The sequence below is a fragment of the Shinella sp. JR1-6 genome (genome assembly GCF_004284735.1).
Taxonomy (GTDB): domain Bacteria; phylum Pseudomonadota; class Alphaproteobacteria; order Rhizobiales; family Rhizobiaceae; genus Shinella.
This window is the reverse complement of record NZ_SHMI01000012.1, coordinates 1-20,259: the sequence shown is the minus strand read 5'-3', so window position 1 is coordinate 20,259 and position 20,259 is coordinate 1. Positions and strand designations below refer to the sequence as shown.

20 protein-coding genes and 2 pseudogenes are annotated in these 20,259 nt (G+C 62.5%); 12 read left to right on the top strand and 10 right to left on the bottom strand.

Annotated features, from left to right (window positions below; genetic code table 11):
• Positions 1 to 297 precede the first annotated feature (297 nt).
• The 3 genes from EXZ48_RS20055 to EXZ48_RS20045 are packed head-to-tail and all read right to left on the bottom strand — an operon-like array spanning position 298 to position 3,018.
• On the bottom strand, positions 298 to 1,173 hold the full coding sequence (locus EXZ48_RS20055; RefSeq protein WP_130517824.1) for an SDR family NAD(P)-dependent oxidoreductase: 876 nt from the start codon (positions 1,171 to 1,173) through the stop codon (positions 298 to 300).
• Positions 1,170 to 2,315: a tRNA epoxyqueuosine(34) reductase QueG gene (queG, locus tag EXZ48_RS20050; protein WP_130517822.1), complete on the bottom strand. Its 1,146-nt coding sequence runs from the start codon at positions 2,313 to 2,315 to the stop codon at positions 1,170 to 1,172. Before queG ends, EXZ48_RS20055 begins: the two co-directional genes overlap by 4 nt.
• A gap of 10 nt (positions 2,316 to 2,325) precedes the next feature.
• Positions 2,326 to 3,018: a glutathione S-transferase family protein gene (locus EXZ48_RS20045; RefSeq protein WP_023516760.1), complete on the bottom strand. Its 693-nt coding sequence runs from the start codon at positions 3,016 to 3,018 to the stop codon at positions 2,326 to 2,328.
• Positions 3,019 to 3,204: 186 nt separating this feature from the next.
• Between EXZ48_RS20045 and EXZ48_RS20040 the strand changes: the two genes are divergently transcribed.
• A complete protein-coding gene (locus EXZ48_RS20040; protein ID WP_023515689.1) occupies positions 3,205 to 4,011 on the top strand; it encodes an undecaprenyl-diphosphate phosphatase in 807 nt (268 codons plus the stop codon).
• Between the two features lie 135 nt (positions 4,012 to 4,146).
• Positions 4,147 to 4,320: a hypothetical protein gene (locus EXZ48_RS34945; RefSeq protein WP_156334046.1), complete on the top strand. Its 174-nt coding sequence runs from the start codon at positions 4,147 to 4,149 to the stop codon at positions 4,318 to 4,320.
• Positions 4,321 to 4,444: 124 nt separating this feature from the next.
• On the opposite strand, the gene EXZ48_RS20035 is transcribed toward EXZ48_RS34945, so the two are convergent.
• The 6 genes from EXZ48_RS20035 to dnaN all read right to left on the bottom strand — a co-directional run bounded on the left by EXZ48_RS20035 (position 4,445) and on the right by dnaN (position 9,081).
• A complete protein-coding gene (locus EXZ48_RS20035; protein ID WP_023512751.1) occupies positions 4,445 to 5,425 on the bottom strand; it encodes a complex I NDUFA9 subunit family protein in 981 nt (326 codons plus the stop codon).
• Between the two features lie 120 nt (positions 5,426 to 5,545).
• Entirely contained in the window at positions 5,546 to 5,833 is a 288-nt protein-coding gene (locus tag EXZ48_RS20030; RefSeq protein ID WP_023512752.1) for a DUF1330 domain-containing protein, read from the bottom strand.
• A gap of 21 nt (positions 5,834 to 5,854) precedes the next feature.
• Entirely contained in the window at positions 5,855 to 6,553 is a 699-nt protein-coding gene (gene pyrF, locus EXZ48_RS20025) for an orotidine-5'-phosphate decarboxylase (RefSeq protein WP_165909379.1), read from the bottom strand.
• 2 nt (positions 6,554 to 6,555) lie between these two features.
• Complete coding sequence (locus EXZ48_RS20020; protein ID WP_130517818.1) at positions 6,556 to 7,137, bottom strand: histidine phosphatase family protein; 582 nt, start codon at positions 7,135 to 7,137, stop codon at positions 6,556 to 6,558.
• A 9-nt stretch (positions 7,138 to 7,146) separates the two neighbouring features.
• On the bottom strand, positions 7,147 to 7,749 hold the full coding sequence (gene pmtA / locus EXZ48_RS20015) for a phospholipid N-methyltransferase PmtA (RefSeq protein WP_037405986.1): 603 nt from the start codon (positions 7,747 to 7,749) through the stop codon (positions 7,147 to 7,149).
• Between the two features lie 213 nt (positions 7,750 to 7,962).
• Positions 7,963 to 9,081, bottom strand: coding sequence for a DNA polymerase III subunit beta (gene dnaN / locus EXZ48_RS20010; RefSeq protein ID WP_130517816.1), 1,119 nt, complete (start codon positions 9,079 to 9,081; stop codon positions 7,963 to 7,965).
• 234 nt (positions 9,082 to 9,315) lie between these two features.
• Between dnaN and rsmI the strand changes: the two genes are divergently transcribed.
• From rsmI to EXZ48_RS19960, 10 genes and pseudogenes are all read left to right on the top strand, one after another.
• On the top strand, positions 9,316 to 10,242 hold the full coding sequence (gene rsmI / locus EXZ48_RS20005; RefSeq protein WP_130517814.1) for a 16S rRNA (cytidine(1402)-2'-O)-methyltransferase: 927 nt from the start codon (positions 9,316 to 9,318) through the stop codon (positions 10,240 to 10,242).
• Positions 10,232 to 10,600, top strand: coding sequence for a YraN family protein (locus EXZ48_RS20000; RefSeq protein ID WP_050742677.1), 369 nt, complete (start codon positions 10,232 to 10,234; stop codon positions 10,598 to 10,600). The genes rsmI and EXZ48_RS20000 overlap by 11 nt, the downstream gene beginning before the upstream one ends.
• A gap of 103 nt (positions 10,601 to 10,703) precedes the next feature.
• Entirely contained in the window at positions 10,704 to 12,002 is a 1,299-nt protein-coding gene (locus tag EXZ48_RS19995; protein WP_050742676.1) for an extracellular solute-binding protein, read from the top strand.
• Between the two features lie 170 nt (positions 12,003 to 12,172).
• A complete protein-coding gene (locus EXZ48_RS19990) occupies positions 12,173 to 13,054 on the top strand; it encodes an ABC transporter permease subunit (protein WP_130517812.1) in 882 nt (293 codons plus the stop codon).
• A gap of 13 nt (positions 13,055 to 13,067) precedes the next feature.
• Positions 13,068 to 13,910 carry a sn-glycerol-3-phosphate ABC transporter permease UgpE gene (gene ugpE / locus EXZ48_RS19985; RefSeq protein ID WP_130517809.1) on the top strand — a complete coding sequence of 281 codons (843 nt, stop codon included), beginning with the start codon at positions 13,068 to 13,070 and terminating at the stop codon, positions 13,908 to 13,910.
• Between the two features lie 12 nt (positions 13,911 to 13,922).
• Positions 13,923 to 15,038, top strand: a complete 1,116-nt coding sequence (locus EXZ48_RS19980) for a sn-glycerol-3-phosphate import ATP-binding protein UgpC (protein ID WP_130517807.1) — start codon at positions 13,923 to 13,925, stop codon at positions 15,036 to 15,038.
• Positions 15,035 to 16,027 carry an endonuclease/exonuclease/phosphatase family protein gene (locus EXZ48_RS19975; protein WP_130517806.1) on the top strand — a complete coding sequence of 331 codons (993 nt, stop codon included), beginning with the start codon at positions 15,035 to 15,037 and terminating at the stop codon, positions 16,025 to 16,027. Before EXZ48_RS19980 ends, EXZ48_RS19975 begins: the two co-directional genes overlap by 4 nt.
• Before the next feature lie 72 nt (positions 16,028 to 16,099).
• The gene (gshB, locus tag EXZ48_RS19970; RefSeq protein ID WP_023511937.1) at positions 16,100 to 17,044 is read left to right on the top strand and encodes a glutathione synthase; all 945 of its coding nucleotides are present in this window, start codon (positions 16,100 to 16,102) and stop codon (positions 17,042 to 17,044) included.
• A 263-nt stretch (positions 17,045 to 17,307) separates the two neighbouring features.
• Positions 17,308 to 17,535: pseudogene (locus tag EXZ48_RS19965) on the top strand (magnesium chelatase domain-containing protein); the annotation flags it as partial.
• Between the two features lie 817 nt (positions 17,536 to 18,352).
• The gene (locus EXZ48_RS19960; protein WP_130517804.1) at positions 18,353 to 19,525 is read left to right on the top strand and encodes a hypothetical protein; all 1,173 of its coding nucleotides are present in this window, start codon (positions 18,353 to 18,355) and stop codon (positions 19,523 to 19,525) included.
• Here the strand turns inward: EXZ48_RS19960 and EXZ48_RS19955 are convergent.
• A pseudogene (locus EXZ48_RS19955) lies at positions 19,471 to 20,259 on the bottom strand (IS630 family transposase); the annotation flags it as partial. The gene EXZ48_RS19960 and the pseudogene EXZ48_RS19955 overlap by 55 nt on opposite strands.

Genomic DNA, 20,259 nt, shown 5'->3' with positions numbered 1-20,259 from the left:
AAAATGGCAAAAACGTGCCTCAACCCGCCGCAATTGCTGTCGGGGGCCGGCAGGATATACAGTCCATCGCCAGCGATGGAGTTTTAATCTTCGTTAACGTGACAGGAAAGAGTCTTGCGAATCAGTCACTAAACTGGATCGACTTGCGGACTGGAATAGTCATCCGGTAATCGCGCAAATTTTCGGAAAAAACTTTCAATATTAGCAATTTGTGCGCAGGAATTCGGCGGCAAAAATGAGGCAGATAAATTCAAGGTTGTGCAAAATCGCAAAAGCCGGCCGGCAAGGCCCGGCCTCTCAGCCTCGCCAGCGGCCAGTCGCGTGGAGTTCGGCGAGCGACTGGCGATAGTCCGGGAAGCGGAATTCGAAGCCGGCAGCGCGCAGCCTGGCATTCGAGACGCGCTTGTTCTCCCCATAGAAAGACCGTGCCATGGAGGAAAGTTCCGCCGTCTCGAAAGGAATATCCGGCGGCACCGGCAGGCCCATCAGCCGGGCAGCTTCCGCCACCACGTCCTGTGGCGGGCCGGGCTCGTTGTCGGTGATGTTCCAGACGCCGCCAAGGGATTTCTCCGCAAGGAAGAGAGCCGAGCGACCGATATCCTCGACGCGGATGCGGTTGAACACCTGGTCCTTCTTGACGAGGCGCCGTGCGGTGCCCTCGTCCATGTTGCGCAGCGCATTTCGGCCCGGGCCGTAGATGCCGGCAAGGCGCAATACGGCGACGGGCAGGTCCGAGATCCTGCCGAAGTCGAGCCAGTGGTTCTCCGCCTCCACCCGCTCGATGGAACGGGCGGAAACCGGGTTCAGCGCGGTGTCCTCGTCCACCCAGCCGCCCTTGTGGTCGCCGTAGACGCCGACGGTGGAAAGATAGCCGGCCCAGGCAAGCTTCGGCATCAGGGCAGAGAGGGAGGGCATGCCCGCGCGGAACAGCGGATCGCCATCCTTGCCGGGCGCGATGGACTGCACGACATGGGTGGCGCGTGCCATGTCGGCGGCGAGGGCTTCGGGAACCGGGCCACCGTCATAGAGGATCGGTGCGATGCCGAGCGCGCGAAGGTCGTCCGCCTTCTCCGCCGAGCGCGTCGTGCCGGAAACGGAAAAGCCGGCCGCCTTGAAGGTCTGGCCGATGGCCTTGCCGGAAAAACCGGCACCGAGGATCAGGAGGTGCGTCATCGACAGTCTGCCTTCGCTCTTTCATATTCCGCGCGCACATCCGTGTCCGCGTCGTCCGTCCTTCCTGCCGCAAATTTCCCGAATTCGGAAGCCGTCATCAGCCGGGAAAGCGCCCATGCGGCCATGCCACGCACCACGGCTGACGCATCGTCGGCAAGGTGAACGCATTCGGCGATCAGGCTGCGGTCGCCGGAATTGCCGGCGGCAATCAGCACGTTGCGGATAAAGCGGTCGCGGCCGATGCGCTTGACCGGCGAGCCGGAGAAATGCGCACGAAAGGCGGCATCGTCGAAGGTCAGAAGATCGCCAATCGCCGGGGCCTTCAGGTCTTCGCGGGCGATGAGCTTCATCTGCGAAGCGGCAGCGGCGAACTTGTTCCAGGGACAGGCGGCAAGACAATCGTCACAGCCATAGATGCGGTTGCCGATCCTTTCGCGGATGTCCGGGTCGATCGGCCCCTTGTGCTCGATGGTGAGGTAGGAGATGCAGCGCCGCGCATCGAGCTTGTACGGTGCCGGGAAGGCGTCGGTCGGACAGGCGTCGAGACAGGCGCGGCAGGAGCCACAATGGTCGCGCTCCGGTTCGTCGCGGACAAGCTCGGCCGTGGTGAAGAGGCTGCCGAGGAAGAGCCAGGAGCCGTGCGTGCGGCTGACGAGATTGGTGTGTTTTCCCTGCCAACCGAGCCCGGCGGCGGCCGCGAGCGGCTTTTCCATCACGGGAGCCGTATCGACGAAAACCTTCACATCCACCCCGCCGCGGGCGGCAAAGCGTGTCGCCACTTCCTTCAGCTTGCCCTTGATGAGGTCGTGATAGTCGCGGTTCTGTGCATAGACGGAGATCGCCGCCCGATCCGGCATGGCGAGCACGGCGCGCGGATCGTGCGCCGGGCCGTAGTTCATGCCGAAGAGAACGACGGAGCGCACTTCACTCCACAGGACGCGCGGATCGGCCCGTCGCGCCTCGGTCTCCGCCATCCAATCCATGGTGCCGTGATAGCCGGCGGCAAGGAAATCAGCGAGCCGGGGCGGCGCCTCCGGAATGGAATCGGGGCCGGTGATGCGGCAGAGGTCGAACCCCTTGTCCGCCGCTTCCGTCTTGAGGAAGTCGGTCAGGCGGCGCCGGATCCTGTCGTCGCCCGACATCGTCTCGTCCTCAGAAATCGAGGTCCGCGTAGTGCGAAACCGGGGTGACGCCGCGCACGCGCTCGGCGAGCAGCGGGCGGAAGGAGGGGCGGGATTTCAGCCGCTGGTACCATTCCTTGGCCTGCGGTGCATCCGTCCAGTTGATCTCGCCCATATAGTCGAGCACGGAAAGACAGGCCGCCGCGGCAAGGTCGGCATAGGAGAGGCGGTCGCCGGCAAGATAGGTGCGCGAGCCCGCGAGCCAGGAGAGATACTTCATGTGCTGGCGGATATTGGCGCGCGAATTGCGCAGGATCTTGCTGTCCGGCGGGCCGCCGCCCTGGTCCGGTGTCATCTGCAGCTTGAAGATGCGCTCGCGCACCAGCGGGCGCGTCACGTCCTGCTCCATCTTCTGCAGGAACCACTCCGTCAGGCGGCGGATTTCCGCGCGCTGGAACGGGTCTTCGGCGAGCAGCCGGCGGTCGCGCTTCAGAACGCCATGCGTCTCGTCGAGATATTCGGAGATGATGCTCGCGCCACAGAGCGCCCGCATGCTGTCATCGACATAGACGGGCAGCGTACCGGCCGGGTTGAGGGCGAGGAAATCACGCCGGTTCTCCCAGGGCTGCTCCTCGGCAAGCTCCGTCTGAAACCCGTATTCCGCCAGGATTAGGCGGACGAAGCGGGAGGCGGCGGACATCGGGTGATGGTAGAGTGTGGGCATCAGGCTGCTTTGCTGGTCTTGCGGAAGGGGCTGTGGCCGGGTCGAGCGCGCATGCGGGCTGATTTGACCATGGCTGATTTGACGAACCTATAGAAATTTGGTGGTACAAACACAAGCGAATCGGGCTTTTTGCCGTATGTCCGCTTCATTTCGTGGCTTTCTTCCCCTTTTCCCCAAGGAACCTACATGGCAGACCAGTCCATTGTCAGCGCCCTCATTCTCGGATTGATCGAGGGCCTGACCGAATTCATCCCGGTATCCTCCACCGGTCATATCCTGCTTGCCGGGCACTTTCTTGGCTTCAAGTCGCCGGGCAACACCTTCGCCGTGCTCATTCAGCTGGGTGCGATCCTCGCCATCCTCTCGGTTTATGCGGCCAAGCTGCTGAAGATCGCCTTCGCGCTGCCGTCGAGCCCGGAGGCGCGCCGTTTCGTCATCAGCGTGCTCATTGCCTTCCTGCCGGCGGCCGTCATCGGCGCGCTGGCGCATGACTTCATCAAGACGGTGCTGTTCGAAACGCCCATGCTGATCTGCATCGTGCTGATCGTCGGCGGCGTCATCCTCTATGTAATCGACCGCCTGCCGCTGCAGCCGCGTTATACGGATGCCATGCAGTATCCGCCGTCGCTGGCCTTCAAGATCGGCCTCTGCCAGTGCCTTGCCATGATCCCCGGCACCTCGCGCTCGGGCGCGACGATCGCCGGCGCCTTGCTGATGGGCACGGACAAGCGTTCGGCGGCAGAATTCTCGTTCTTCCTCGCCATGCCGACCATGGTCGGCGCCTTCACGCTGGACCTCTACAAGAACCGCGATGCGCTCTCGTCCGATGATCTTCTCGTCATCGGTGTCGGCTTTGCCGCAGCTTTCGTGGCGGGTCTCTTCGTCGTGCGCTCGCTGCTCGATTTCGTGTCGCGCCGCGGCTTCACGCTGTTCGCCATCTGGCGCATCGTCGTGGGAACACTGGGCCTGATCGGCCTTCTGATCTTTGGATGAACGTTCTTGGCCGGCTCTCGAGCCGGCCGGCCTTACTTGACCGAGGCGGTCGTGCAGGGATCGACGCCGTAGGCCGGCGAACAGCCATGCTTGCCGGCGGAGACCGTCGACGGCGCGGCAAAGGATCCGGCCACGATGATCAGAGCCGAAAATCCGAAGAAGATTGCAATTGCCTTGCCCATTGCGCCGAAAGCCTCTCAAAGTCCTGAAAATACGCCGCAGAACTGTCATCAGTACGACGCGACGGGGGCGGTGTTTATTCGCTGGCCCGAAGACAATCAATATCGCGACATGCTGAATCGCGCGTAAATGCCGCAGCGATTTTTTTAACCGCTGCATAAGTGCAACAGCCAGCCCAAAGCGCTTTCACAAAACGCGACCGGTCGCCGCGGGAAAGCCCCTGCGGCGGCCGGCTTCGTTCACGAAAAATGGCTCAGGCCGTACGGTCGATCCGCGTGAACTGGCCCTGCGGGCGGTAGCGCACGAGGTAGCTCGGCAGGATCGCTTCGGCAAGAATGGGCTCGATGCCGATCGCTTCCAGCGTGCGGCCTTCATTGCGGGCCGCATCCGAGACGATGTTGTCGGATCGCAGCAGCGTCACCTGGTCGGCCGTCAGCGGCGGCTTGATGAAGGGCACCAGCGACGCGACGGAGCCCATCAGCGATGCGATGCCGAAGGGCAGCGAGACGAGCGGGTTCTTGCGGTCGACGATGCGCAGCATCAGCTCGAGACACTGGCGGAAGGTCAGCACTTCCGGGCCACCGAGTTCGTAGACGCGGCCGCGCTCGATCGTGCCGTCCACCGAGCGGGCGACGGCTTCCGCGACGTCGGCGACATAGACCGGCTGGAACTTCGTATGGCCGCCGCCGATCAGCGGCAGGACGGGTGCATAGCGCGCCATGGTGGCGAACTTGTTGAAGAAGCCGTCTTCCGGGCCAAAGACGATGGAGGGGCGCAGGATGACGGCGTCGGGAACGGTGCGCAGAACCGCCGCTTCGCCGCGGGCCTTGGTGCGGGCATAGGACGAGCCGGAAGCCTCGTCGGCGCCGATCGCGGAAATGTGCGTCAGCTTGGCGCCGATGGCGCGGGTCGCCTCGGCGACGGCGCGGGCGCCAAAATCCTGCACGGCGTCAAAGTTGTTGCGGCCGCTCTCAAAGAGGATGCCGACGCAGTTGATGACGTGGTCGGAGCCTTCGACGGCGCGATCGACCGACTGGCGATAGCGCAGGTTCGCCTGCACGAAGGAGATCTGGCCGACGCCGCCGATAGGCTGGAGGAAGCCGGCGAGATCCGGCCGGCGCACGGCGACGCGGATGCGGTAGCCGCGACGCGCCAGCGCGCGCACCACATGACGTCCGACGAAGCCCGAGCCGCCGAAAACGGTGACGAGCGGCGGAAGGTTGGACAAGGTCATGAGGCTGCTCCTGAAGAACATTGTAGGTAGGTAGCGCCTACATAGCCCAAACCGTTCGCAAGGTGAAGCGCGGCGAAGCGTCTCTAGCGCCGGGTTTTTCCGCGGTCTGGATCGGTCGGCTCAAAAGCCTTCGACAACCACCATTTCCGCATCCGCCACTTCCTGGCGGATGGCCGCGGCGATCTGGTATTCCGGCGAATTGTAACAGTCGACGGCCGCCTGCAGGGAGGGGAACTCGATGATCACGTTGCGCGCACGCACGCGACCTTCCAGCCGTTCGAAGGCGCCGCCGCGGGCAATGAAATTCGCGCCGTACTTTTCGAAGGCCGGCTTGGCGGCGGCAACGTAGTCCTTGTAGCGCTCGGTGTCGCGCACGTCGACCTGTGCGATCCAGTAGCCCTTGGGCATGTATCTCTCCCTCTTTGGTGTTTATGCTGTGAGCGCGCCGTCCATTTCGGCAAGGATCGCCTTGGCTGAGGCGAGCGGATCGACCGCGTTGACGATCGGACGGGCGACGACGAGATGGCTGGAGCCGGCCTTCAGCGCATCGGAAGGCGTCATGACGCGCTTCTGGTCGCCCAGATCGGCCCCCGCCGGGCGGATGCCGGGCGTGACGATCGCCATGTCCGGGCCGACGATCTTGCGCACGGCTTTGGACTCTTCCGCAGAACAGACAATGCCGCCCATGCCGGCGATACGGGCCTGTTCGGCGCGGCGCAGCACCAGCGTATGCGGATCGTATTCATAGCCGGCATCGATGACATCCTTGGCGTCCATCGAGGTCAGCACCGTGACGCCGAGGAGGCAGAGGTCGGAACCCTTCGCCGCGGAAACGGCGGCGGCCATAGCCTTCGGATAGGCGTGCAGCGTCAGCATGGACATGCCCATCTTCACGATGTTCTCGACGCCCTTGGCCACCGTGTTGTCGATGTCGAGCAGCTTCATGTCGAGGAAGACCTTCTTGCCGTCCTTGGCGAGGTCGCGGGCGAATTCCAGGCCGCCGGCGAAGACGAGCTGGTAGCCGATCTTGTAGAACAGGGTGGTGCTGCCGAGTGTCCGGACCACCTTTTCCGCCTCCGCGATGGTCGGAACATCGAGGCCAACGATCAGGCGGTCGCGCGCGGACATGGTCAAAACCCTTTCCAAGATTCCATTGGCGTCCACTCGCATGCGACGGCCCGGTCCGCAAGCCGGAATGCGAAAAGATTGCCGCCGCCTGCCGGCTGGTCGCCATCCCGGCGGATGGGCGTGCCTTTGAGGTGGCATTTCAGCAGCGTGCCGACGCCGCCATGGCCGACAAAGGCGATGGGAACGTTCTGATCATGCCCAGCCAGCGCACGCTCGATGGCGCCAACGATGCGCGCCTGCGCATCCACCGCGCGCTCCCAGCCGCGAAAACTCGTCTCTGGATGGGCGAAGAACGCGTCTGCCGCCGCTTCGAAGGCATCGGGCGCGAGGTAGCCTGTGGCGGAACGGTCGTTCTCGCCCATGGCGTGGTCGGTCTCGATGGCAAGGCGGCCGCCGGCAAGAATCTCCGCCGTCTCGATTGCCTTGCGCTCGCCGCTTGCCACGAAGCGGCCGATCTGTCGCGCCCAGCCGGCGGAGGCTGCGAGCAGCGCTCGCTCGCGGCCGCGCTCGGACAAGCCCCAGTCGGGCACCGGTACGGCCGGGTCGATGGCGACCTGCGGATGGGTGATGTAGAGCGCGAACATTGCCGCCCCTCAATGGGTGCGGCGGTAGGTCCAGAGCTGCGCCGGCGGAATGTTGCGCACGACGAAATCGAGATGGGTGATCTGGTAGCGATCCGGCATGGCGACGACGGGAGAGAGCGGGCCGTAGGAGATCTGCACGACGGGGCGTCCGGCCGGAATGCGGGAGAGCAGGTCCTCGATCAGCGACACGCGCTTGTGCATCGGGAAATTGAGCAGCGGCACGGCGGAGACGACGCTGTCGAAGGTGGCATCGCGGAGGTCGCCAAGCGTCTTGTCGAGGTCGAAGGCATCACCGTTGATGAAATTGACGCCGTCGAAACGGGCGACAAGGTGGTTGTAGAAATCCGTGGAGAATTCGACCGAGGTCAGCTTTTCCGGCGCAAGGCCGGTCTCGAGGATCGCCTTGGTGATGACGCCGGTGCCCGGACCGAGCTCCAGCACGGGAAGGCCGGAAGCGGGATTGACGACGCTCGCCATGCGGCGCGCGGTGATCGAGGAGGTGGGGATGATCGAGCCGACGGCCCGCGTATTGCTCATCCAGCCCTTGAAGAAGCGGATCTCGTCGTCGAATTTCTTGCCGAGCCGTTCCTTGACCTTCACACGCAACGTCATGCCATCCCCCTTCATGGTACGCTTCCGGCCGGCGGCAGGCTTCATTCCCGTCCGCTTCGTTCGGCCACGCCAAATATGTGACGCGGTTTGCGTCAAAAACAAGTCTGATTGCGCCGCCGCCCGCAAGTTTCCCCTGCCGGCGAAAGCACTTCCTAAAAAAGAACCCGCCGGCGGGCCGGCGGGTTCCAGAACAGTTTCCCCAATACGGGAGGCCTATACGCGCATCGGCATGAGCACGTAGAGCGCGTCGTCACCGGCGAGATCGCGCACCAGCGTCGGCGAACCGGGATCGGCCAGCATGAACACGGCTTCCGTGCCGGAAAGCTGCGACGTGATATCGAGAAGGTATTTTGCGTTGAAGCCGATTTCGAGCGGATCGTTGTCATACCCGACCGGCAGTTCTTCCGTCGCGCTGCCCGAATCCGGGTTGTTGACGGTCAGCGTCAGCTGGCCCTCGCCAAGCGCCAGCTTGACGGCGCGGCCGCGCTCGGAAGAAATGGTGGAGACGCGGTCGACGGCCTGGGCGAAGGACTGGCAGTCGATCTTCAGCTCCTTGTCGTTGTTGGTCGGGATCACGCGCTGGTAATCCGGGAAGGTGCCGTCGATCAGCTTGGAGGTCAAAACGATCGAGCCGATGGTGAAGCGGATCTTCGCGTCCGAGACCTCGACGGTGACGGTCAGCTCCGGGTTGTCGACCAGCTTCTGCAGTTCCCCGACCGTCTTGCGCGGGATGATGATGCCGGGCATGCCCTCGGAACCCGAGGGCGCTTCCACGTCGGCGCGGGCAAGGCGGTGGCCGTCGGTGGCGACGGCGCGCAGCTTGAGCTGGCCGTTGCTTTCGATCGTGTGGATGAAGATGCCGTTGAGGTAGTAACGGGTCTCCTCCGTCGAGATCGCGAACTGGGTGCGATCGATCAACATCTTGAGGTCCGTCGCCTTCAGGCGGAACGTGTGCGAGAAGCTGCCGGCGGTGAGATCCGGGAAATCGGACTGCGGCAGGCACTGCAGCGAGAATTTCGAACGGCCCGAGGTGACCGTCATCGAGGAACCGTCGGTGCTGGTGGCGAGCAGCACTTCCGAACCGTCCGAGAGCTTGCGCACGATGTCGTACAGCAGATGTGCGGGAACGGTCGTCGCGCCGGCCTGCTCGATCTGGGCAGGCGTCGCTTCGGTGATTTCGAGGTCGAGGTCGGTCGCTTTCATGTCGAGGCTCGCGCCGTCCGCACGCAGCAGCACGTTCGAGAGGATCGGGATCGTGTTGCGCCGTTCGACCACGCGATGGACGTGATTCAGCGACTTCAGAAGATTGGACCGCTCGAGAGTAATGCGCATGGAACTGTACCGCTTTCGACCGCTAGCACGCCGGAGGCCGGCGCGGCATTGCCTTGAAATCCCGGCGGGCGCCGGACGATGTGGACGGGCAAAATGGCAGAAACATGCGGAACTTTGCAAGTGCTAACGGCAGAGGACACAGGATAGTCAACGCCCGGACCTTGCGAGGGCCTGTCCGCTCGCCCATAAGGATGAGGACAGGCGGCCGCCCAGCGGCTGGAAAGGCGACGGGCGATGCGGGATGACGATGCGGCAAACGGCGGTGGCGGAGGCGCGAAGACCTTTCGCCTGCACAATGCCGTGATACCCGCCCGGCCGCTGGAGCCGGCGCTTTATCTCGTCGCGACGCCGATCGGCAACCTCTCCGATATCACGCTGCGGGCGCTAGAGACCCTGGCGGGCGCTGATGTGCTGGCCTGTGAGGACACCCGCGTCACCCGCGTCCTGCTCGACCGCTACGGTATTGTAAACCGGCCCTACGCCTATCACGAGCACAATGCAGACGAGGCGGGTCCACGCCTCATCGCCGCGCTGGAGCAAGGCAAATCCGTTGCTCTCGTCTCCGATGCCGGCACGCCGCTTGTTTCCGATCCCGGATACCGGCTGGCATTGCTCGCCATTGCTGCGGGTCACCGTGTCGTGCCCATTCCCGGCGCCTCCGCCCCGCTTGCTGCGCTCGTCGGCTCGGGCCTCTCCAACGAGGCCTTCTTCTTTGCCGGCTTCCTGCCGTCCAAGGACAAGGCGCGGCGGGATCGTCTGGCCGAGCTTGCCGGCGTGCCGGCGACGTTGCTGTTCTTCGAATCCCCGCATCGCATCGCCGCGACGGTGGCGGCGGCGGCCGAGGTGCTCGGGGAGGAGCGGGCGGCCTGCGTCTGTCGTGAACTGACCAAGACCTTCGAGGAGTTTCGCCGCGGAACGCTCGGCGAGCTTTCGGTATTTTACGGCGACGGCCACACCGTCAAGGGCGAGATCGTCTTCGTCATCGGCCCGCCCGGTGAGGCCGCCGCACCGGAGGCGGAGGATGTCGACCGGTTGCTCGCCGCGCTCGTCAGGGACATGCCGGCCGGCAAGGCGGCGACCGAGGCCGCGCGGCAGACCGGCCTGCCGCGGCGCGATCTCTACCAGCGCCTCATCGACCTGAAGGGCGGCGATGGGCAATAGGCCGGCGGATCCGGGCCGGCTGAAGGCCTTTCGCCGCGGGCACGTCTCCGAATACATCGCCGCGCTCTACCTTGTCGCCAGGGGTTTTCGCATCCGTGCGATCCGCTACCGCACGAAGCTCGGCGAAATCGACATCATCGCGCGACGGGGCGATCTGGTCGTCTGTGTCGAGGTGAAGGCCCGCCGTGATGTCGACAGCGCTGTCTTTGCCGTCACAGGAACCGCGCAGCGGCGCATCCGTGCGGCAAGCGAAATCTGGTTGTCGCAGCAACCCGACGGCCACCGCCTTTCCCTCAGATATGACATCGTCGCCGTACGCCCCTGGCGGCTTCCCCGGCATCTGCCGGATGCGTTTTGATCAAAAGGAAAATGTAACGAAACTGACACGAAACCGTAACGCGCCCGTCACGGTGGCCCCTTAGTGCACCCCTCACACCAAATCCGGTGAAGAGGAGCAACCCATGTTCAAGCCGCTTTCCCTCGCAGGTTTCGCACTCGCGTTTTCCGCCTCGGCGTCGATGGCCGCCACCAACATCACCTGGTGGCACGGCATGGCCGGTCGCAACGGCGAAGTCATCAATGAAGTTGCCAAGAAGTTCAACGAGGCCCAGTCGGCCTGCGCGCTGACGCCGGTTTCGAAGGGCACCTATGAGGAAGCGCTCGCTTCCGGCATAGCCGCCTTCCGCTCGGGCGAGCAGCCGAACATCCTGCAGGTCTTCGACGCCGGCGCGGCGACGATCATCAACGCTCCGAACGCCGTCATCCCGGCCGAAGACCTGATCACCGGCGCCGGCCACAAGTTCGACCGCGAAGCCTTCATCGAGGGCGTGCGCTATTTCTACGCTGCGCCGGATGGCAAGTTCGTCGGCATGCCGTTCAACTCTTCAGCGCCGATCATGTACGTGAACACCGAAGCCCTGGAAAAGGTCGGTGTGGAAGCGCCGAAGACCTGGGAAGAGTTCGAGGCGATCGCGCCGAAGCTGAAGGAGGCCGGCTACCTGCCGCTCGTCCAGTCGCAGCTGACCTGGCAGTTCACCGAAAACTTCTTCTCGCGCCACAACATCCAGTTCGCAACGAACAACAACGGCTACGACTCGGTCGTTGACACCAAGATCAACATGACGGACCCGAACCTCGTCATGATGTTCACCAAGCTGAAGTCCTGGGCCGACGAGGGTTACTTCGGCTACTACGGCGCCGGCTGGAACGACAACCAGAAGCTTTTCGAAGAGGGCAAGGCCGCCTTCTGGATCGGCTCTTCGGGTTCCTTCGGTGGCCTGACGAAGACCGCGCAGAAGCCGTTCACCGCGACCTTCCTGCCCTATTGGCAGAGCGTCGAGGGCGCCGGCACCAACTCCTTCATCGGCGGTGCTGCGCTGTTTGCCATGTCTGGCAAGTCGGACGAAGAGAACAAGTGCACGGCCGATTTCTTCCAGTTCCTGACCTCGCCGGAAGTGCAGAAGTTCTACCACCAGGCCACCGGCTACGTCGCCATCACCAAGGCGGCCTACGAGCTGGCGAAGTCCGAAGGCTACTATGAAAAGACCCCGGTCGCCGAAGTCGGCATCAAGCAGCTCATGCTGCCCTCGGGCGACTGGTCGAAGGGCTACCGCCTCGGCTTCTACCCGCAGATCCGCGAGATCATGGAGCGTGAATACGGTCGTATCTTCGCCGGCGAAACGTCGGTCGAAGACGCCCTGAAGACGATCGAGACCGAGGCGAACGACCTGCTCGCCCGCTTTGCCAAGACCGCCGGCTGATAGGTTCAGCTCCGGCCGGCCCCTCATCCGGCCTGCCGGCCACCTTCTCCCCGCAGGCGGGGAGAAGGGACCAAGCCGCGGCGTTTCCTCCCCCTCTCCCCGCTTGACTAGGGAGAGGGTTGGGGTGAGGGGCAGTCGCCCGCCGCCTCCGCTCTTTCAAAGGCCACGACATGAAGCGCGTCCAGTTCTCGTCGCCCTACCTGCCCTATCTCTTTATCGCGCCGCAGATGGCGATCATCTTCGTTTTCTTCTACTGGCCGTCCGTCCAGGCGATCCAGTCGTCCTTCTATCTCGAGGATCCCTTCGGCTTCGGTTCTACCTTCGTCGGCCTGGCGAACTATTCGGATGCGCTCGGCTCCACACAATACCAGGCGATTGCCCGCTTCACCGTGGTCTTCACCGCGCTCGTCACCTTCCTGTCGCTCGGCATCGGCATGCTGCTCGCCGTCAAGGCGGATGCGGTGCTGAAGGGAAGCGCGACGTACAAGACGCTGCTGATCTGGGTCTACGCCATCGCCCCGCCGGTCGCGGGCCTGATGGGCATGATGTTCTTCGACCAGCATATCGGCCCGCTGGTCAAGCTCGCGGCCTTCTTCGGCTGGGACATGAAGGTCGGCCTCAACTACACCGACACCGCGATCGCCATGATCATCGTGTCGGTGTGGAAGCAGATCCCGTACAACTTCATCTTCATCCTCTCGGGGCTCCAGAGCATTCCGGCCTCCGTGCGCGAGGCGGCCGCCATCGACTGCCGCTCCGGCTTCCGACGCTTCTGGACGATGACGCTGCCGCTGCTCGCACCCACTGCCTTCTTCCTGCTCATCATCAACATGACCTACGCCCTCTTCGACACCTTCGGCGTCATCGACGTGATGGTGAAGGACAAGGCCGCCAACAACCCGATCACGCTGGTCTACAAGGTTTACATGGACGGCTTCCGCGGCAACGACCTCGGCGGTTCCTCCGCCCAGTCCGTCATCCTGATGATCGTCGTCTTCGTGCTCACCATCTTCCAGTTCCGCTTCATCGAGCGGCGCGTGCACTACAATTGAGAGGCCGCCCGCCATGAACCGTACCCGTCTGTTCGATCATCTCATCCTCATGCTCGGCGTCTTCGTCATGGTAGCGCCCGTGGTGGTCGCCTTCATGACCTCGACGCACGATGCCGCCGACATCCACAGGAACGGCCTCTCCATCACCTGGGGCGGCAATTTCACCGAGACCTACAACACCGTTTTGACGCGCGAAGGCGGCTTTACCGGCGAGATCACCGGTGCGCGCATGATCTGGAATTCGCTGATCCTTGGTGTCGGTTTCGCCGCAGGCAAGATCATTCTGTCCATGCTCGCCGCCTATGCCATCGTCTATTTCCGCTTCAGGCTCGGCACGCTGTTCTTCTGGATGATCTTCACGACGCTGCTGCTGCCGCTCGAAGTGCGCATCGTCCCCTCCTACGAGGTAATGAACAAGCTCTCGCTCACCAACACCTATACCGGTCTCATAGTGCCGCTCCTGGCATCGGCCACCGGCACCTTCTTCTTCCGCCAGTTCTTCAAGTCCGTGCCGGAGGAATTGCTGGAGGCCGCGCGCATCGACGGGGCGGGGCCGGTAAAATTCTTCATCGATGTGCTCGTGCCGCTCTCGCGCACCATGATCGCCGCCATCTTCATCATCATGTTCGTCTATGGCTGGAACCAGTATCTCTGGCCGACGCTGATGACGACCGACGAACGCTTCTTCACGCTGGTGCGTGGCATCAAGCAGATCCTGCTCGTCTGGGTCGGCTCCAACATTCCCGATTACAACGAGGCCTTTGCGCTGGCGATCCTCGCCATGCTGCCGCCGGTCATGATCGTGCTGATCTTCCAGCGGTGGTTCATCAAGGGCCTCACCGAAAGCGACAAATAGGAGGGTCGTCCCATGGCATCGATCGGTATCAAGGACGTGTCCAAGATCTACAATGGCGGCGTGACCGCCGTCAGCTCCGTCTCGATCGACATCGCCGACGGCGAGTTCATCGTGCTCGTCGGTCCCTCCGGCTGCGGAAAGTCGACGCTTTTGCGCATGGTCGCGGGGCTGGAGACGATCAGCGAGGGTGAAGTGACGATCGGCTCACGCGTCGTCAACGATGTCGATCCGGCCGACCGCGACATTGCCATGGTCTTTCAGAACTATGCGCTCTACCCGCATATGACGGTCTACGAAAACCTTGCCTACGGCCTCAAGAACCGCCGCACGCCGAAGGCCGAGATCGACGCGCGCGTGGCGGAAGCCGCCCGCATGCTCGAACTCCAGCCCTATCTGGAGCGAAAGCCCCGCGCGCTCTCCGGCGGCCAGCGCCAGCGCGTCGCCATGGGCCGCGCCATCGTGCGCAAACCCTCCGCCTTCCTCTTCGACGAGCCGCTCTCCAACCTCGACGCGAAACTGCGCGTCTCCATGCGCGGCGAGATCAAGCGCCTGCAACGCCGCGTCGGCACGACCTCCATCTACGTCACCCACGACCAGCTCGAAGCCATGACGCTGGCAGACCGCCTCGTCGTGCTCTCCGGCGGCAGGATCGAGCAGATCGGTCGTCCGCTCGACGTCTATCATCGCCCGGCGACGACCTTCGTCGCCAGCTTCATCGGTTCGCCGGCTATGAATCTCGTTTCCGGCGAAATCCATGGCAACAAACTCGCCCTCGGCCCGGCCCTCATCGACCTCGGCGCCACGGTCCCGGCACAGGGCACTGTGACCGTCGGCCTGCGTGCCGAGGACCTGCGTCTCCATCCGGGCGGGGAGGGCAGCCTGCCTTTCCGGATCGATTATGTCGAGGAACTGGGCGCCCAGCGTCTTGTACATGGTTTCGTCGGCGACCAGCCGCTCGTCGCCGCGGTCTCCTCGGAAAATCTGCTGCCGGAAACCGCGTCGCTCTCCATCGCACCCTGCCGGCTGCATTTCTTCGACAGTGCCAGTGGTCGGCGGATCGACTGGTCGGGCGAGGAGCGGTCGGAAACCCATGCCGCCGGCATCCCGGCGCTGGAGCCCGCGTCATGATCCGCACGGTCGTCGACAGGTTGACCGCTCCCACTCCGGCGGAGCGTGCGGCGATAGCCGATCTCGAAAAGTCCATTCCGGCGCACGATGCCCGGATGGCGGAGCTTGCCTGCATGAACGCCGTGGAGAAAGGCGGCCGTGCCGAGCGCGCCGAACCGTTGCCCTTTCCCTTCACCGTCGCCGCGTGGAACCTCGAGCGTTGCCTCTTTCCGCTCGAAAGCGCCGAGCATCTCGGCGCGACCGGTGCCGAGATCGTGCTGCTCTCCGAAATGGACGATGGCATGGCCCGCACGCGCCAGCGTCACACCACGGCCGAGGTCGCCGGCGATCTCGGCATGGCCTATCTCTACGGCGTCGAATTCATCGAACTCGGCCTCGGCTCCGACACGGAGCTGGAATTCTGCAAGGATCCGTTCAATCGCCGCGGTCTGCACGGCAACGGCCTCATGGCCACCGTGCCGCTGCACCAGCCTTTCCTGCTGCGGCTGGAAGGTGAACGGTTGTGGTTCATGGGCGAGGTCGACCAGCCGCGTCTTGGCGAGCGCATGGCGATCGGCGCTGTCGTCAACACGGAGGCCGGCCCACTCGTCCTTGCCTCCACGCATTTCGAAAGCGCCACGACGGCCGCCTATCGCGAGCGCCAGATGATCGGCCTGATCGACGCGCTCGACGCCGCTTTCCCCGGCCATCCTGTCCTCATCGGCGGCGACCTCAACACGGGCAACCACGCCGACGGCGATTTCGAGGCCGAGGGGCTTTTCGCCCGCGCGGCTGAACGGGGCTTCATTCGCCACGGCGGCCCGCTGGACGGGATGACGACACGCCCGAGCCTCATCACGCGCTGGCCCGAGCGGGCGATGAAGCTCGACTGGTTTCTTGCACGCGGCCTCGCCGTCTCGCAGACGGAGATCGTCTCCTCGCTCTGCCCCTCCGGACGCCCGCTTTCCGACCACGACCTCATCACCTGCCAAATCGATGGCTTCGCCTGACCCCGTGCGAGGCCCGTTGCCATCGCGCCGCCCGCACCCTAAATGTGTCGGGCATTCCTGAGGGGACTTTCCATGGCAAAGATCAAGAACGTCGCGGTCCAGATGGACCATGTGTCGACCATCAACATCGCCGGCGATTCCACGTTCGCCATGAGCCTTGAGGCGCAGAACCGCGGCTACAGGCTTTTTCACTATACGCCAGACCGTCTGAGCCTGCGCGACGGCAAGGTCTACGCCACCGCCGAGCCGATGGAATTGCGCGACGTCAAGGGCGACCACTATACGCTCGGTGACCCCGAGCGCATCGACCTCTCGACGATGGATGTGGTGCTGCTGCGCCAGGACCCGCCCTTCGACATGTCCTACATCACCTCGACGCATCTCCTGGAGCGCATCCACCCGAAGACGCTGGTCGTCAACGACCCGGCCTGGGTGCGCAACTCGCCGGAAAAGATCTTCGTCACCGAATTCGCCGACCTCATGCCGGCAACGCTCATCACCCGCGATCCCGCCGAAATCCGCCGTTTCCGTGAAGAGATGGGCGACATGATCCTGAAGCCGCTCTATGGCAATGGCGGCGCCGGCGTCTTCCATTCTACCAAGGACGACCGCAATCTCTCCTCGCTGCTCGAGATGTTCGGCCAGATGTTCCGCGAACCCTTCATCGCCCAGCAGTACCTGCCGGACGTACGCAAGGGCGACAAGCGCATCCTGCTCGTCGATGGCGAGCCGGTCGGTGCCATCAACCGCGTGCCTGCCGAACACGACGCCCGCTCCAACATGCATGCCGGCGGCCGGCCGGAGCCGACGGAGCTGACGGCGCGCGAAAAGGAGATCTGCGCCCGGATCGGCCCGGCGCTGCGCGAGCGCGGCTTCCTCTTCGTCGGCATCGACGTCATCGGCGACTATATGACAGAGATCAACGTGACCTCTCCGACAGGCATCCGGGAGGTGCGGAAGTTCGGCGGCGCAGACATCTCCGCCCTGCTTTGGGACGCCATCGAAAGCAAGCGGTGAGCCGCTTGCCACCCGCGGCAAGGACCGTTGCGGGGCGTTCCGTTCGCGAACGTCCCGCCTTCGTTCCGTCCTTGCAACCGAGTACAACCGATGCGCGGAAAATTCCCTCACAAGTTCTATAATTGTTCTTGTTTCATTCCGGATTCCATGCCAGATTTGCGCCTGCAACCAGAAGGGGTTGCGGCAATCGTTTTCGGCGAAAACGTGTCGCGGTGCCTTGCGCGAAATGAAGCGCGGCGCGGCGGGAGCGGGCGGGGGCAATCATGGTGGCGCGGGTCGGTACGATTGCATTTCAGGGCATCGAGGGTGTGCCCGTCGATGTGCAGGTCATGGTCGCACCCGGCAAGGTGGGCATGCAGATCGTCGGCCTGCCGGACAAGGCGGTTGCCGAAAGCCGCGAGCGGGTGCAGGCCGCCCTGCACGCGTCGGGCCTCTCGTTGCCGCCGAAGCGCGTGACGGTCAATCTCGCTCCGGCGGATCTGCCGAAGGAAGAAGTCTGGAAGCCACATTGGCGATCATATTCGTGGTAAATCGAGAAAATTTTACAACACGTTATCGTCACTGTTTTTACGAATATGGATATTGGTAACCGAGCGCGGAAGATGCGCGAGGCTGGTCGAACCGCGGATGTCCATAGACCCGCATCCCGATACCGCAATCAGCCTCTTGTGTCGGTGAGCTTCGTAGCGTTCGAACCTGCTGATCGATGCCATTTGCGATACCATCCGTAACGGTGCCTGCAGGATCGCCGTCAGGGCTGTTTTTGCAAATTTGTCGTCGTCTGCAGTCGCGGGCCCTCGGCTTGCCTGCCTAGCGCGATGGCGTACTGCATGCTTCCACCATCATCAGGTCGCTGCGCGGCCGGCCACTAACCGACGGCCTGTTGGCACTGTCTCTCGACGCCGGCTGGGAGCATTTGCGCATCCTGCCGATTGGCGACGTCGCAATCGCAAGCTCATAGCCGCGACGTTGCCGTACAGTCGATCAGAAAAGTCTTCCTCAGCCAAATCTCGAGCGGTGCAACTTGCCTTCAGCGCCCTATCGCTAAACACAAGTACATCTCGTCGATCAAAAATTTAACGATCGACAAATTGACTCTGTTTATGTAAGAGAATCAATAGTTCTCACAAACAGGCAGAGGATAATGCATTGGCACACTTCGTAGGGTCTTGAATTATTCTGAAGTTAAAAGTCTTGTTGTTCAATTGATAGGCGAAAAGGCGCTTAAAAGCAAGACTTCAACTTAATAATTATTTCGGAAAATCAAGACGCCAGATCGCTATTTATTCAGACTGGTGGGAGCCGTCGTTGATTGAAATTGAAGACTTCGGGATCACCGAATATAGCTTCTCGATAAGCGGGCATCGCAAGCGCTATAATTTGACCACAGTGCTGCATCTGTTCGGTGAAAAGTTTTGTAGAGGCTTAGAAGCGGCATGGCGCAGGGCCGCCACCTTTAAGGCCGGTGATACGGCGCACGGGTACTTCAAGAAGCTCCGTCTTCTCCTGCAGGGTCTTGGGGCAGCAGGATCGCTAGGAAAGGACGAGGTCGCCACGCGGGTATTTCAAACCCTTCAGGGCGGCAGGACGCCGACACAAAAAGACTGGCAACACGTCACTAACGAGTTTCTTCGTGTGATGGGCGATGTCGACGACCGATCGCTCACCATCTCCACGAAACGCAAGGTACGTGACAAGTATGTCGAGGCCGCCCGCAGTGCGCTCAATTGGCTGGTCGATGCAGGGTTTCTCCCCGCCGTTCAGATGAGGCAGAGAACAGCGTCAAAATTCAGTACTGAATCCGGTACGGACTCGCTCGCGAGCCTTCTCTACAAAGCGGGACGGCTTGACCTCACAAACAAAACCGAACTCGAAGCTTCGAATGAGTTCATCGCAACGAACGCAAAGGCCCTGGCGGAGCTACGCAGTTGCTACGTTGCAGAATTCCTATCCGAATATGAGAACTTTCAGCGTGGTCAGGTATTCCTGGGCGAGCAGCCTAAGATGTCTATCGATAAGTTTGAAGCAATAATATTGCGCAGACCCGGCGACCGGATTGGAAATCCGATATTTGGCGTCGAAATCGGCCTAAGTGACGGCGATTTATTCTCAGTTATCATCAGATATTACAAAGATGTATATCACAATAGTCGTGATATTGTGTTTGGCTTGAAAAAATTTCAAAAGCTCGTCGCGTGGGCGGGCGGTCACGCACACCTCCAATCCTTCATTGAAGCCACGACCAAAGCGCTCAATGCCGCATTTCATATTATCTTGATCGACACGGGATTGAATGCGCAGCCGACAAAGGACCTCGGGGAGGACCCATACGTCGGGACTTCTAAGCGTGGAAGGCGACAGATCGCCACGATTGCCGAAAAGAAGAACCGAGCCGGCGGCAAGGAGGTTATACCAACGAGCATTGATCATGACCTGTGTGCCCAGTCTCGTAGGCCGATGGACATAATCTTCCAAGGTTGATCGATGAGCCTGTTCCAGGCTCGGCAACATTGATCGACGATGTCGTCATAGTCCCGGAAGACCCGGTTCGAGAGCCAGTTGTCACGCATGAACTGCCAGACGTTCTCCACTGGGTTCAACTCCGGAGATCGCGGGGGCAGGAACATCAATGTGATGTTTTCGGGAACCTTGAGCTTCGGCGTGACGTGCCAGCCAGCCTGATCGAGGATGAGCACTGCATGCGCGCCGGGATCGACGGCCTGGCTGATTTCGGCGAGATGCTCTTGCATGGCCCCGGTATCGCAATAGGGAAGAACAAGACCTGCGCCTTTGCCTTTCTTCGGGCAGATCGCGCCGAAGATATAGGTCCACATGGTCCGCTGATCGGCAGGTGCAGATGGTCGTGTTCCTCGCCGTGCCCATCGCCGGGTGATCTTGTTCTTCTGTCCTATTCGGGCTTCGTCGGCCCACCAGATTTCGATATCCGTGCCGGGCGGGCATTTTTCCCTGATCGCTGCCAGAGCGGCGGGGAAGTCTTTTTAAAAACGTCGCCTTCCAGTTCGTTCTGCGCATAATGACGAGGACGGGCCGAAAGCTTGGCAAAGCCGAGGGCCTTGAGTTCGCGGCCCACCGTCGTCTCGTCGATGGAAATGCGGAACTCCTCGAACAGCCACTGGACCAGGTCCTTGCGCCGCCAGCGCACCACGCCATGAATGGCCGGAATTGGGCCGCTTTCCACAAGTTGAGCCAGCGCC